14 protein-coding genes and 1 pseudogene are annotated in these 11,934 nt (G+C 72.3%); 11 read left to right on the top strand and 4 right to left on the bottom strand.

Annotated features, from left to right (window positions below; genetic code table 11):
- Nucleotides 1–68 precede the first annotated feature (68 nt).
- A complete protein-coding gene (locus ACFY7H_RS22490) occupies nucleotides 69–1,304 on the bottom strand; it encodes an MFS transporter (RefSeq protein WP_388940537.1) in 1,236 nt (411 codons plus the stop codon).
- A gap of 166 nt (nucleotides 1,305–1,470) precedes the next feature.
- Between ACFY7H_RS22490 and ACFY7H_RS22485 the strand changes: the two genes are divergently transcribed.
- The 6 genes and pseudogenes from ACFY7H_RS22485 (at nucleotide 1,471) to ACFY7H_RS22460 (ending at nucleotide 5,914) form a co-directional block, all read left to right on the top strand.
- Complete coding sequence (locus ACFY7H_RS22485; protein WP_388940535.1) at nucleotides 1,471–1,704, top strand: DUF5133 domain-containing protein; 234 nt, start codon at nucleotides 1,471–1,473, stop codon at nucleotides 1,702–1,704.
- A gap of 337 nt (nucleotides 1,705–2,041) precedes the next feature.
- On the top strand, nucleotides 2,042–2,575 hold the full coding sequence (locus tag ACFY7H_RS22480; RefSeq protein WP_388940533.1) for a hypothetical protein: 534 nt from the start codon (nucleotides 2,042–2,044) through the stop codon (nucleotides 2,573–2,575).
- On the top strand, nucleotides 2,572–4,296 hold the full coding sequence (locus tag ACFY7H_RS22475) for a M48 family metalloprotease (RefSeq protein WP_388940531.1): 1,725 nt from the start codon (nucleotides 2,572–2,574) through the stop codon (nucleotides 4,294–4,296). Before ACFY7H_RS22480 ends, ACFY7H_RS22475 begins: the two co-directional genes overlap by 4 nt.
- Nucleotides 4,293–4,832: pseudogene (locus ACFY7H_RS22470) on the top strand (aminoglycoside phosphotransferase family protein); the annotation flags it as partial. The gene ACFY7H_RS22475 and the pseudogene ACFY7H_RS22470, both read left to right, overlap by 4 nt.
- Nucleotides 4,833–4,949: 117 nt before the next feature.
- Nucleotides 4,950–5,537: a TetR/AcrR family transcriptional regulator gene (locus ACFY7H_RS22465; protein WP_388940529.1), complete on the top strand. Its 588-nt coding sequence runs from the start codon at nucleotides 4,950–4,952 to the stop codon at nucleotides 5,535–5,537.
- Nucleotides 5,534–5,914 (top strand): hypothetical protein, encoded by a 381-nt coding sequence (locus tag ACFY7H_RS22460; RefSeq protein ID WP_388940527.1) that lies wholly within the window; start codon nucleotides 5,534–5,536, stop codon nucleotides 5,912–5,914. The genes ACFY7H_RS22465 and ACFY7H_RS22460 overlap by 4 nt, the downstream gene beginning before the upstream one ends.
- A gap of 19 nt (nucleotides 5,915–5,933) precedes the next feature.
- Here ACFY7H_RS22460 and ACFY7H_RS22455 read toward each other — a convergent pair whose 3' ends face one another.
- Nucleotides 5,934–6,416, bottom strand: coding sequence for a DedA family protein (locus ACFY7H_RS22455; protein WP_388940525.1), 483 nt, complete (start codon nucleotides 6,414–6,416; stop codon nucleotides 5,934–5,936).
- 390 nt (nucleotides 6,417–6,806) lie between these two features.
- On the opposite strand from ACFY7H_RS22455, the gene ACFY7H_RS22450 reads away from it, so the two are divergent.
- The 3 genes from ACFY7H_RS22450 (at nucleotide 6,807) to ACFY7H_RS22440 (ending at nucleotide 9,452) form a co-directional block, all read left to right on the top strand.
- Entirely contained in the window at nucleotides 6,807–7,193 is a 387-nt protein-coding gene (locus ACFY7H_RS22450; RefSeq protein WP_388940523.1) for a hypothetical protein, read from the top strand.
- A 173-nt stretch (nucleotides 7,194–7,366) separates the two neighbouring features.
- A complete protein-coding gene (gene ctaD / locus ACFY7H_RS22445; protein ID WP_388940521.1) occupies nucleotides 7,367–9,100 on the top strand; it encodes a cytochrome c oxidase subunit I in 1,734 nt (577 codons plus the stop codon).
- Between the two features lie 13 nt (nucleotides 9,101–9,113).
- The gene (locus ACFY7H_RS22440) at nucleotides 9,114–9,452 is read left to right on the top strand and encodes a hypothetical protein (RefSeq protein ID WP_388940519.1); all 339 of its coding nucleotides are present in this window, start codon (nucleotides 9,114–9,116) and stop codon (nucleotides 9,450–9,452) included.
- Between the two features lie 170 nt (nucleotides 9,453–9,622).
- Here ACFY7H_RS22440 and ACFY7H_RS22435 read toward each other — a convergent pair whose 3' ends face one another.
- Complete coding sequence (locus ACFY7H_RS22435; RefSeq protein ID WP_388940517.1) at nucleotides 9,623–10,360, bottom strand: alpha/beta fold hydrolase; 738 nt, start codon at nucleotides 10,358–10,360, stop codon at nucleotides 9,623–9,625.
- Nucleotides 10,361–10,502: 142 nt separating this feature from the next.
- On the opposite strand from ACFY7H_RS22435, the gene ACFY7H_RS22430 reads away from it, so the two are divergent.
- A complete protein-coding gene (locus ACFY7H_RS22430) occupies nucleotides 10,503–10,988 on the top strand; it encodes a DUF5709 domain-containing protein (protein ID WP_388940515.1) in 486 nt (161 codons plus the stop codon).
- 51 nt (nucleotides 10,989–11,039) lie between these two features.
- Here ACFY7H_RS22430 and ACFY7H_RS22425 read toward each other — a convergent pair whose 3' ends face one another.
- Nucleotides 11,040–11,348, bottom strand: coding sequence for a hypothetical protein (locus tag ACFY7H_RS22425; protein WP_388940513.1), 309 nt, complete (start codon nucleotides 11,346–11,348; stop codon nucleotides 11,040–11,042).
- Nucleotides 11,349–11,546: 198 nt separating this feature from the next.
- Between ACFY7H_RS22425 and ACFY7H_RS22420 the strand changes: the two genes are divergently transcribed.
- Nucleotides 11,547–11,801 (top strand): WhiB family transcriptional regulator, encoded by a 255-nt coding sequence (locus ACFY7H_RS22420; protein WP_388940511.1) that lies wholly within the window; start codon nucleotides 11,547–11,549, stop codon nucleotides 11,799–11,801.
- The last annotated feature ends 133 nt before the right edge of the window (nucleotides 11,802–11,934 follow it).

Raw genomic sequence — 11,934 nt, 5'->3', positions numbered from 1 at the left:
TGCGGTCGGCTTTCGACGCTAGGGACGGCCCGACGGCCCGTCAACGCGTGGGAGCGGGAATCGGCCACCTACTCCTGCGTGGGATCGGCCACCTGCTCCGGAGGCCGGGACGGCTTCGGATCGTCCGCACCGACGGTGTGCCGCAGCAGCACCGGACTGCCCGCCAGGGTGACGACCAGGGTCCCCAGACCCGCCAGCTCCAGGGCCCCGGCGCCGCCGAGCAGCGTCGAGGCCGGCCCGCCCAGGGCGGTCCCCGCCAGGTTGGCCCCGTTCAGCGTCGCACCCGAGGTGGCGAAGGCCCGGCCCCGTACCTGCGCGGGCACCCGGGCGTGGATGAGGTTGCGGATGGCGAGCCCCTGGAGGGAATTGGCGACGCCGGTCAGGACGAACGCCACCGCCGTGACGGCGAAGACCGGCACCGCGGCCCCGACGGCGAGCGCGGTCCCCATCAGGACCCCGGCCCCGACCAGGACCCGCGGCTGCCACGTCAAGGGGACCCGCGGGGCGATCAGCGTCGAGGAGAGCAGCATCCCGACCGTATGGCCGCTGACCAGGAAGCCGTAGCCGGTGCCCGACACGTTCAGATCGTCCCGAATGAAGAAGACGCGGGCCACGCTCAGCACGGCGGTGAACACGATCGCCGACGCCAGCGCGAGGATCGCCGTGCGCAGCATGCGGTCCCCGCCCAGCACCCGGACCCCCTCGCGGACCTGCACCAGCCAGCGCCCTCCCGCCCCCGCCTCGGGCTCGCGCCGGACCTTCAGGCAGGACAGCACCACGGCCATGACGACGAAGCTGGCCGCGTTCGCCACCAGAGCGACCCGAACGTCGAACACGGCGATCAGGACACCGGCCAGCGCGGGCCCGGCCACGTTTCCGGCGGACCGGAAGGCGTCGAGCCGGGCGTAGCCGCGGGCGGTGTCGTCGGGACCGACGATCCGGGGGACCAGCAGCAGCAGGGCCGGGGACACCAGGGCCAGTCCCGCCCCGAGCAGGACCAGCAGGACGAGCGTGCCGGCCAGGCCGGTCACGAAGACCAAACCCACGCTGACCAGTGCCTGCAGCACCGTCACCACGACGATCAGCCGACTGCTCTCGACCCGGTCGACCAGTGGGGCGGCCAGCGGCCCGATCACGACCAGCGGCAGCACGCTCGCGATCACCAGGACCGAGATGGCGACGCCCGACCGCCCCTGGTCGTGCAGGCGCAGGGTCAGGGAGACGATCGCCATCTGGTCCCCCATGGAGGACATGCCGTACGCGGCCGCCACCACGGTGAGGACAACACCTCGTTTTCCGAGCATCCGCAGATGTTGTCAGCCCCGCTCCGCCGCCCCCGGCCACAGGCGCCGGATCAAGCCAGGCCCGTGCTGCCGCCTCCCGCCCTGCCGGCGAACGGAGCGCATGGACGGCCGGTGACCGGGTACGTGAGGGCAGCCAGGAAATGATCATTGAGGAGAGGACGCGTCCATGCTGATGGCTCACCCGGCGGTGCTCCCCGGTCTCGTCGACCGCTACTGGGCCTTGGCCGTTCTGGCGGAAGGTGACGGCGCGGCGTCGCACGTGCGGACCGAGATGGAGGACGTCGCGCAGGCACTGTGCGTGGCGACGGGGACGACCGACATCCACGCCGCCCTGATAGCCGCCCGTCACCATCTGCCGGGCGCCGACACCTTCGACGACTCCGTCCTCGCCCCCTCCTGACCCGCCGCGCGCCGCGCGACGACGGATACGGCGCGGGAACGCAGGGAGACCACGTCACACCTAGGCCGTCTCTTCCGGATCTTGCTCCCCCAGCTACCGCTGGGAGGTGCCCCCAGACCCGCGACGCCTGGTACGGCACCTCGCCGCGCTGTCGGCACAGCCGAGTACGTCCAGTACGCGCGCTGTGCCTCCGCCTTGCGAGGCACCGCACCAGACGCCGCGGGCTTGACGGCAAGATCCGAAAGAGACGACCTAGTGCATTGACAACTACCGCTGTCGGGGCGCCAGATGGAGTCCCAGGGCAGCCGGCGCGGACGGCGCCCCGCCCGGAGCGGAGGTGTCGGTGTTGCGCCATCATCACGACCGTGAGGAAACCGCCCGGCTCGCCCGTTCGGCGGTGGCCGAGATCGCGCCGGAGGAACTGGAGCTCTTCGACCAGACGGCCCGGGCCTTCTTCGCCCAACCGGTTCCCCACCGTGCGGCGACGGCTCGGGATCCCATCGGTATGGGGCTGGAAACGGTGGTCGGCGTGTTGTCGGGCGTAGCGCTGGCAGTGACCACCTCCGTTCTCCAGCACGTTGCCGTACAAGCGGCGGACCGGACCAGGAACAGGTTCCGGTTCGGCAGGAGGCGGCAAGCGGCCCCGTCCGCTCCGGACCCGGAACCGCTGTCCGACGCCCACGTGGGCCGGCTGCGCGAGCTCGCCCGGAAACGAGGCGTCGAGCTGGGGCTCACCCCGGACCGCGCGGAACTGCTCGCGGACGCCCTGGTCGGCGGACTGGCGCGAAACGCCCAGGAAAGTGCTGCGGAACGCGCTGACGGGCGCGGCGCCCTGCCCGGAGGGGCCGCGGATCCCGGTACGGGAGAATGAGTCCCGCGGCGGCCGGCGCACGGCCGGCGCCGGCTCCCCTCTCCGCGTTCTCGCTCCCCTCCGGCACGACGTTCCGTTTCGCTCTGCTCATCGTCGCCGTCTCCGGAACGGTCTTCTCCGTTGGCCTCTTCTGGGTCCGGCCGTTCCTCGGGGACCGCGCGCCCGGCCTGGAGGCGACCCGAGCGTGCGTCGAGAAGTACGCCCCGGGCGCCGCCTCGGGCGCCGCGGACGCCGTACGTCAACTCGCCCTGTGCGGTGACCTGTCCGACCGCCACCTCCTGTGGATCCAGCTCGCCGTCCTGGGCTGCTTCTGGGTGCTGGTCGCCGCCGTGTACTGGTTCCTCCCCGGCCGGCGCATACGCCGGAGGGGATACGTCCCCCTCGCCGCACGTTCCTTTCCGGCCGTCCACGAAGAGCTCGACGGGCTGATGCGGTCGGTCGGCGCGGACCGGCGGCGGATCAACCCGCTGGTGGACCTCCTCGACGGCAGGGTGAACGCCCTCGCCTTCGGAAGGGCCGGCACACGGTACGTCCTGCTCAGCCGCGGCCTGATCGCCCTGCACGACACCGATCCCGGACGGTTCCGGGCGATCGTGCTGCACGAGCTGGCACACCTGCACAACCGCGACGTCGACATCGCGTACCTCACCCTGATCTCCTCCCGGCTCTTCACCCGCCTGGTGGCGATCCCCGTCACCATCGCCTTTCCGCTCGGCGTCCTCGATCCGTCCGCGGGTCCGGCGTCCTTCTACCTCGGTACCGCCGCGGGAACGCTCCTCGTCGGGCTGACGGTGTCGCTGACCCGTAACGCGGTACTGCGCAGCCGCGAGTTCCACGCGGATGCCCGCGCCGCCGCCTGGGAGAACGGCGGTACCGGACTGGCGGCCGTACTCGCCGCGCAACGCCGGATCGACGCCGAAGCAGAGGTCCCGCCCGTGGAGTTCCTGCGTCCGCACCCTCTGGCGGCCCGTCGGCTGGACGCACTGCGTGATCCCGCTCCGCTCTTCACCTTCGTCGCCTGGGAAGGCTTCGCCCTGGGCCTGGTCTGCGCCCTCGCCCAGGGGCCGGTCACCGCCTTCACCAGTGGACTGTTCGGACTCCCTCCGAGTCACCCGCTGGCGGCGCTGCCCGCTGCCCTGCCCCTGGCCGGCGGGACGGCGTACGCACTCTGGCGTACGGAGCTGGCGGCCCTCCACTTCGGGCGGGCGGTGAGCAGCGTCCACCGTGCGGCCGTCGCCACAGGACTGGGCTTCCTGACCGGCACGGCTCTCAGGCCGACCAACCTCGGCACGCCGCGGATGGGACCCTCCGCCCACCCGGGCGAACTGGCCGCCTGGCTCCTCCTCCTCGCCGTCGGCAGCTACGCCTTCGTGCAGTGGCTCGGGTACACGGCGCGGGCCTGGGCTCCCCTCACCTCGGCGGGCAGAGTCCGGGAACTCCTCGTGGCCACCGTGATGTGCTGCGCCCTCGTACCGCTCGGATTCGGGCTGGGCCTGTCCTACGTGATCCACCCCACCGACGTGGCACTCACCTTCTCGGCGTCCGCGGACGCGGGTGACCGGGGGACCGGAACCTATCTGCTACGGGTCCTCACGGTGGCTCAGGACCAGATCCCCACGGGGTACGGAGCCCTCGCGGCCGCGGCCCTCGTACTGGTGCCGCTGAGCGGGCGCATCATCACACGGCCCCGGACCGGGCCGGCGCGTAGGGTGCCGGGATGATCCTGCTGCCGGAAGAGTTCGCGCAGAGCACCGTCGACCGCGAGGGGGAGGCCGGGACGGCCTGGCTCGCCGATCTGCCGGGCGTCGTGGAGGAATTGCTGGGGCGCTGGGAGTGCGTGCCGGACGGCGAGGTCATGCACGGTGGCGTCGGCATCATCGTTCCGGTACGGCGGCGGGGCGAGGAGAGCGCCGTGCTGAAGGTGTCCTTCCCGCACCCGGGCAACGTCCATGAGCCGGACGCGTTCGTCGCGTGGGGCGGGCGCGGCGCAGTCTTGCTGCACGAGCGCGACGACGAGCGGTTCGCGATGCTGCTGGAGCGGGTCCAGCCGTCGACCCTGGCGGAGGTCGAGGACGGCGACGAGGTGGTGGCGGTCGCCGGGCGGCTCAATCGCCGCCTGGCCGTCCCCGGCCCGCCCGGCCTGCCCCGGCTGCGGGAGCGGGCCGCCGCATGGGAGGAGCAACTGCGCAAGGACGCCGGGGAACTGACGCACGCACTGCCGGGGCGGGTGCGGGACGCCGCCGTGGCGACCGTCCGCCTACGACGGCGGGACGCTGCTTGACCGGCACGGACCCCGACCTTCTCTCGCTCTGACCGGCGTACCGGTCGGCCGACCCCTTGTTTATCTTACGGGTCGACCCGTAAGGTAAACCTCATGAACTCCTCTCCGCCCTCCCGGGGGCGCCCCAGGGATCCCCGATCGCACACGGCGATCATCGGCGCGACGGCAGAGCTGGTGGCCGAGGCCGGCTACGCCGCGACGTCGATCGGCGCGGTGGCCGCGCGGGCCGGCGTGGGCAAGGACACGATCTACCGGCGGTGGCCCGGCAAACCGGAGTTGGTCTTCGAAGCAGTCTTCGCGACCACGGACGATGCTCCGCCCCCGGACACCGGAACGCTGGCCGGGGACCTGACCCTGCTGGTGCAGGGCCTGGTCGACGAGTTCCGCGCACCCGCGGCCGCTGCGGCCCTCCCGGGACTGCTGGCCGACTTCGCCGCCGACCCGGAGCTGAAGGCGCGCATCCGCGGCGACTTCCTGGCCCCGGCGAAGCAGCGGCTGCTGGTCGTCTTCGAACGCGCCGCGCTGCGCGGCGAGATCGCCCCCGAGACACCCGTGGACCTGGTGCTGGACACGCTGGCAGGAGCCGTGTTCTTCCACATCGGGCTGGTCGGGGAACACCCCGATCCCCAACTGCCCGCACGATTGGCCGCTGTCGTGGCCCAGGGAATCGAGGTCCGGTGAACGGCTGGCTCCTCGCGGCGGGGATCACCGCTCTCGCCGTGGCCGCGGTGCACGTCGTCGCCGGGCACCGCGACGTGGTGAGCCCGCTGCTGTCCTGCGGACTCGCGGACGAACCCAAGCGTGTGCTGCACGCCGTGTGGCACATGGTGAGCGTCGACCTGCTGCTGTCAGGCCTCGGCCTGCTCTACCTCGCCGTGGCGAACGGTACGCCCGGTACCGGCCTGGTGGCGTGGTTCGTGGCCGCGCACTTCGTCGCGTACGCGGCAGCCTTCCTGGTCGTCACACTGTCCGTCGGCTGGCCCGGACCACTGCTCCGCCTGCCGCAGTGGATCCTGCTCCTGCCGGTCGCGTTCCTGGCGGCGGCGGGCGCCGCGTGACCACGCCGCCGTGACGGGCTCACGATCCGTCGGTCGTGGCGTCACGGCCGGACGGAGCCGGCCTCCTCCTGCGGTACACCACCACCGCGCACACCACGAGGAGGAGGACGGCCACGGCGGACACCCCGAGGGCCGTCTGCTCGGCGAAGAGCCTCCCCAGCACTTCGAGCACGCCGAGCCCCGCGGTCGCGTAGATCAGCGCCCAGACCGCTCCGCCCACGAACAGGGCGGGGAGATAGCGGGTGAGCGGCATGCGCATGCTGCCCGCGAGGAAGTTGACGGCGGTCTGGAACCCGACGGTCAGGAACGACACGGCCACCACCGGCGCCCCCCACCGCTGGATCGCCCGCTCGGCGCGCTGGAACTTCGCCGAGGTGATCCGCTCGCCGAACCTGCTGCGCCGGGCACCGGCGCCGGCGAGCCACCCGAGGGCGAACGTCCCTCCGGCGCGGAGCAGCACGATGAGGTACAGGACTCCGGCCGTCAGCGCGATCTTATTCACGACGCCCCGTCCCCGGCACCGGGCCGGCGGCCGCGCCCGCGGTCACCTGCATCGGCGTCCCGCCCGAGCGGGCGCCGGACGCACACGCACCCGATCACCGTCTCTCACCTGCACCCCGCTCCTGCCCGTTCCGCCCCGCGGTTCACCCGCGGCCCGGAACCCGAACTGTCCGCCCGGGTACGCACACCAGGCAAGGCAAGCCTAACCGAACATCCATGCGGCGGATATGCCCCTGCGGGTCTCGGCGGAGTCGAGGGGAACCACGGCATGGGCACATCCTTCCCGGTTCTCACCGGCGCAGTCGAATACCGCGCCGACGCGACGGCCCGCGACGGCCCCGGCGCACGGCGTGGGCCTGTGGCGCCGACAGCGCGGCCGTACGCTGGAGGTATGGCTGATCACCCCCGCTTCCACCTGGACCGGGACGGCCACTCGGTCACCGTGCAGATGGCCGGAGCTTCCCGCCCGGTCGAGGTGCTGGTCGACGGGAAGGTCGTCGCCCAGGGCCCCGCACCCCGGGAGGACCGCACCGTGTGGCGCGCCGAACTCCCCGGACCCCCGCCGCGCCCGCTGAGCGTCACGCTGGCGGAGACGGGCGGCGCGTACCTGTGCGAGATGGAGCTCGACGGGGTGCGCTACCTCATGCCGCGCGTACCGCTGCTCCCGGAGAAGCCCCCGGCCTGGCGAAGCCCGTCGCCGCATCCTCTCCGGCGCTTGCGCGGCCTGCTGCGCAGGGCCGGCCGAGCCGTGGGGGGCGGCGGCCGTCGAGGTCACTGACCTGCCCATGCGGTGCCGGCAAGGGGAAGGGCCCTTCCCATCACCTGGACGCGCCCGCGTGGCAGTGCCGCGGGATCCACGGTTCACGGTAGACAGATCGGGAGCGCGTGGGGTGCCGGACGCCGGAAGGGCCCCGGCGCGCTCGCCGAACCCCTCTGCCGTAAGGGCTTGTCATGGTGACGATGACCGAGCCGATCGCTCCCGTTCCCACGCCCGGCCGGACACCGGGCCAGGTGATCGTGTCGTGGCTGACGACGACCGATCACAAGAAGATCGGGCACCTCTACCTGATCGCGTCCTTCGGGTTCTTCCTGATCGGCGGCCTCCTGGCCCTGCTCCTGCGCGCCGAGCTGGCCCGGCCCGGGATGCAGATCATCTCGAGCGAGCAGTACAACCAGACCTTCACCCTGCACGGCACGATCATGCTGCTGTTCTTCGCGACGCCGACCTTCGCCGGGTTCGCCAACGCCATCATGCCCCTGCAGATCGGCGCCCCGGACGTCGCGTTCCCGCGGCTGAACATGCTGTCCTTCTGGCTGTTCCTGTTCGGCGGCATCATCGTCGTGGCCGGCCTGTTCACCCCCCAGGGGACCGCGGACTTCGGCTGGACCGCCTACACGCCGCTCAGCGGCGGCGAACGCACCCCCTACATCGGGGGCGACATGTGGATCATGGGGCTGGCCCTGTCCGGTTTCGGCACCATCCTGGGGTCCGTCAACTTCGCGACCACGATCATCTGCCTGCGCGCGCCGGGGATGACGATGTTCCGGATGCCGGTCTTCACCTGGAACATCCTCCTCACGTCGGTCCTCGTACTGTTCGCGTTCCCCGTGCTGGCGGCCGCGCTGCTGGCGCTGGAGGCGGACCGGCGCTTCAACGCGCACGTCTTCGACCCGGCCAACGGCGGCGCGCTGCTGTGGCAGCACCTGTTCTGGTTCTTCGGGCACCCCGAGGTCTACATCATCGCGCTGCCGTTCTTCGGGATCGTCACAGAGATCGTCCCCGTCTTCTCCCGCAAGCCCCTCTTCGGCTACCTGGGCCTGATCGGCGCGACGATCGCCATCTCAGGACTCTCCCTCACGGTGTGGGCCCACCACATGTTCGCCACCGGAGCCGTCCTGCTGCCGTTCTTCTCCTTCCTGACGTTCCTGATCGCGGTGCCGACCGGGGTGAAGTTCTTCAACTGGATCGGCACCATGTGGAAGGGTTCCCTCTCCTTCGAGACACCGATGCTGTGGTCGATCGGCTTCCTCGTCACCTTCGTGTTCGGAGGCCTCACCGGCGTCATCCTGGCCTCGCCTCCGATGGATTTCCACGTCACCGACACCTACTTCGTCGTCGCCCACTTCCACTACGTGGTCTTCGGCACGGTCGTCTTCGCCATGTTCGCCGGCTTCTACTTCTGGTGGCCGAAGATGACCGGCACGATGCTCGACGAACGCCTCGGCAAGATCCACTTCTGGACGTTGTTCATCGGCTTCCACACCACCTTCCTCGTCCAGCACTGGCTGGGCGCCGAGGGCATGCCCCGCAGGTACGCCGATTACCTCGCCGCCGACGGCTTCACCGGGCTCAACACCCTCTCCTCCATCGGCGCCTTCCTCCTCGGCCTCTCCACCCTGCCGTTCCTCTACAACGTGTGGAAGACCGCCCACTACGCCCCCCGCGTCACCGTCGACGACCCCTGGGGCTTCGCCCGCTCCCTGGAATGGGCCACCTCCTGCCCGCCCCCGCGCCACAACTTCGTGACCCTGCCCCGCATCCGGTCGGAATCCCCCGCCTTCGACCTGAACCATCCCGAGATCGCCGCCCTCGACGAGGCCAACGACCGCGCCCAGCGCGACGTCCTCGACGACCCCCGGAACCGCGAGTCCCCGGGAACGGGCCAAGGCCCTTCCACGGGCTGAAGGGGTGAGCGACATGCACGGGGACGACGTGAGCGCCGGCCTGGCCGAGCTGGAGGGGTACCTGATGAGCCGCGCGGCCCACCACCGTGCCGCCCGCGAAGCGGAAGCCTTCGCCGACTGCCTGCCCTGGCTCGGAGGCGCGGAACGGGAGGACGTCATCCGCCTCTACGCCGCCCGTCACCTCGCCCGCACGCGCCAGGTCCTGCACGAGGTCACCAGCCGCAGCCAGGAACTGAGGGACGAATACGCCCGCCGCTACCACGCCCTGCGCCGCCGCGTGCTCGCCACCGCCCTCCTCGGCAGCGCCACCGCCGTGGGCCTCCTCGCGATCGGCCTGTCACGCACCCGGTGAGCTCCGGCCCGTTCCCGCCTCCGCGCCGCGCCGCGCCGCCCGGCCCGGGTCATCAGATGGCGTACCAGGAGCGAAAGGCCCAGCAGGACGGCGAAGCCTCCCGACAGGCCGGCGAGCGGCGCCAGGGAGGTCTCGCCGTCGGGATCGCCCACACCGCTGCGGTGAGCTCGTCACGTGCCGTTCTCGCGCAGGAAGGCCTCGAGCCGTTCGGTGAAGCCCGGCGCCGCGGCGACGAAGTGACCGGCGCCCGGATGGACGCTGCGCTCGCCGCCGAGCGCATCCGCGAGGGCGTCGCAGATCCGCTCGTGCGCGGCCGCGTGCGCTCCGGACGCGACGAGCACCGGGATACCCGCGTCCCGGACCACGTCGAGCCGTGGCCGCGCCTCGCTCGTCGGCCGGCTGCCGTGCGCCCGCCGGACGCCGGCGACCACGCCCGCGGGGAGCGGGCCGTCGCCGACGGACGCGCCCGCGAGACGCAGGAACTCCCGCAGCTCGGCCGGGTCCGCGTCCATACCGTGGTCGAGGACCGCGTCGCCGATGCGCCCGAGCCGCGCCACGTCGGGGTCGTCGGCGACGAGGTAGGTGAGCGGCGGCTCGATCAGGGTGAGCGAGCGCACGCCGCCCGGCGCGGCAGCGGCCGCGAGCAACGTCCCGAGGACGCCGTAGGAGTGGGCGACGACGTGCGGGCGGCCGGCGAGCAGCGGCGCCAGGTCCAGCGCGTCCGTCTCGAAGTCCTGACGCCCCCGCGGTGGCGGACTCGGCGGATATCCGCGGCGGTGGACATGCGCCAGCGTCCACCGGTCCGCCAGCGCGGCCAGAGCGCCCCACGTCGTCCGCGGGCCGGCTCCGCCGTGCACCGTCAGGACCTCCGGCCCGGAGCCGTCGCGCACCACCACGATGTCACCCACGGGGCGAGCCTAGCGGCGCCCGCGGCGGCCAGGCCCGTGGCGCTGGTCCTCCTTGTCGGATCCATCCCGGCATGGCATGTTTTAGGTGGGGTAGGAGGGACAGCAGCGCGTAGAGAGGCCATGTCGACGCGAGGAGGTCCCGATGAGTGAGACACCGCAGGCCGACGACGTCTACCAGCCGACCGGCACCAACGAGGAGCAGGAGGACGCGGCGCCGCTGGACCTCCAGAACGCCGTGGACGAGCGCACGTACGACGCGATGCTGGACGAGGGCTACTCGCCCCCGGAACGGCCGCTGGGGGTCACCAAGCCGGGCATCACGGCCGCGGAGCAGCGGGAGGGTGAAAGCCTCGATCAGAGGCTCGCCCAGGAGGTGCCCGACGTGGGGGAGGCCGAAGGCGACGGGATCGGCGACCTGCCGGGCGGTGAGGGCGAAGCGCTCGACCGCGAGGTCGGCACCGGGCGCGCCGGCCGGATGGTGGCGCCGGACGACGGCGCCCATCCTGACACCGTCGCGGAGCTCACCGCCGAGGACGTGGGCATCGACGGTGGCGCGGCGAGCGCCGAGGAAGCCGCCGTCCACGTCGTCGAGCCGGAAGAGCCGGGCGGCGCCCCCGACGATCGGTAGCGCCGGCCCGGCCCAAGAGCGGAACGACCGGAGCGGAATGACCGGGTCGTCTCAGAGCTCACCCTCGATGCCGGTCACGGCCGGCGGCCCCAGGGGGGCGTCCTTCTCCGAGTAGCCCAGTTCCCGGAGGGCGCCGCCGGCCAGGCGGACGGCCCCTTCCTCGGCCGCCGCCCGGTCCGGGGCCTCGATTTCGAGGCGGACGGAGAAGGTCCCGTCCTCGTGGACCGTCAGCAGCTCCACGTCTTCGGTCTCGCTCAAGTCGGTGTGGTGGGAGGCCAGGCTCCTCGCCAGCGCCGAGCGGGCCGCATCGTCGACGTCCTTCAGGAACGTGCCGGGCACGGTGATGACGTAAGTGGTCACTGCTGCTCCCATCAGCCGGAAAAGGCGGGTCCTGTTGGGGAATGCCCCGGTATCGGGTTTCGAACCCCTCGGTCCCGGCGCATCAGGCGGCGCGGCCATGCCGAAGCGGCAAGTACTCGCCCCGGCCCCGCATGGACGGGCCGATACCGGCCAGGTGCGTGGGGATAGGGATTGGGTCGAGAGGATGGAGGAAGCACGATGAACTGGCGCGACGAGGCTGCCTGCCGTTGGGAAGACCCCGAGCTGTTCTTCCCCGTGGGGTCCAGCGGTCCTGCCCTACTCCAGATCGAGGAGGCCAAAGCGGTGTGCCGCCGTTGCCCCGTCATGGAGGAGTGCCTCCAGTGGGCCCTCGAAGCAGGCCAGGACGTCGGTGTGTGCGGCGGCATGAGCGAGGACGAACGCCGGGCCGCGAAGCGGCGGGCCGCCCGTTCCCGTGCCCGGTCGGCAGGCTGACCCGCGTTCCGTGAGTCGGGGGGGGGGGCCCCCCCCCGGGGGGGCCCCCGCCCCCCCCCGCCCCCCCCCCCCCGGGGGGTGGTCGGGGGGGGGGGGGGGTGGGGGCGACAGCGGGGGCGCCCCCGCCGGGAGG

Origin of the sequence: Streptomyces sp. NPDC012794 (assembly GCF_042901085.1) — a bacterium.
Classification (GTDB): domain Bacteria; phylum Actinomycetota; class Actinomycetes; order Streptomycetales; family Streptomycetaceae; genus Streptomyces.
Note: the sequence above shows the minus strand (reverse complement) of the source record. Positions and strands in the feature narration are given on the sequence as shown.

What these genes read in the sequence shown, in the direction of transcription:
- ACFY7H_RS22490 (WP_388940537.1), bottom strand. Translation starts at nt 1,304, where the DNA reads ATGCTCGGAAAACGAGGTGTTGTCCTCACCGTGGTGGCGGCCGCGTAC.
- ACFY7H_RS22485 (WP_388940535.1), top strand. Translation starts at nt 1,471, where the DNA reads ATGCTGATGGCTCACCCGGCGGTGCTCCCCGGTCTCGTCGACCGCTAC.
- ACFY7H_RS22475 (WP_388940531.1), top strand. Translation starts at nt 2,572, where the DNA reads ATGAGTCCCGCGGCGGCCGGCGCACGGCCGGCGCCGGCTCCCCTCTCC.
- ACFY7H_RS22465 (WP_388940529.1), top strand. Translation starts at nt 4,950, where the DNA reads ATGAACTCCTCTCCGCCCTCCCGGGGGCGCCCCAGGGATCCCCGATCG.
- ACFY7H_RS22450 (WP_388940523.1), top strand. Translation starts at nt 6,807, where the DNA reads ATGGCTGATCACCCCCGCTTCCACCTGGACCGGGACGGCCACTCGGTC.
- ctaD (WP_388940521.1), top strand. Translation starts at nt 7,367, where the DNA reads ATGGTGACGATGACCGAGCCGATCGCTCCCGTTCCCACGCCCGGCCGG.
- ACFY7H_RS22440 (WP_388940519.1), top strand. Translation starts at nt 9,114, where the DNA reads ATGCACGGGGACGACGTGAGCGCCGGCCTGGCCGAGCTGGAGGGGTAC.
- ACFY7H_RS22430 (WP_388940515.1), top strand. Translation starts at nt 10,503, where the DNA reads ATGAGTGAGACACCGCAGGCCGACGACGTCTACCAGCCGACCGGCACC.
- ACFY7H_RS22420 (WP_388940511.1), top strand. Translation starts at nt 11,547, where the DNA reads ATGAACTGGCGCGACGAGGCTGCCTGCCGTTGGGAAGACCCCGAGCTG.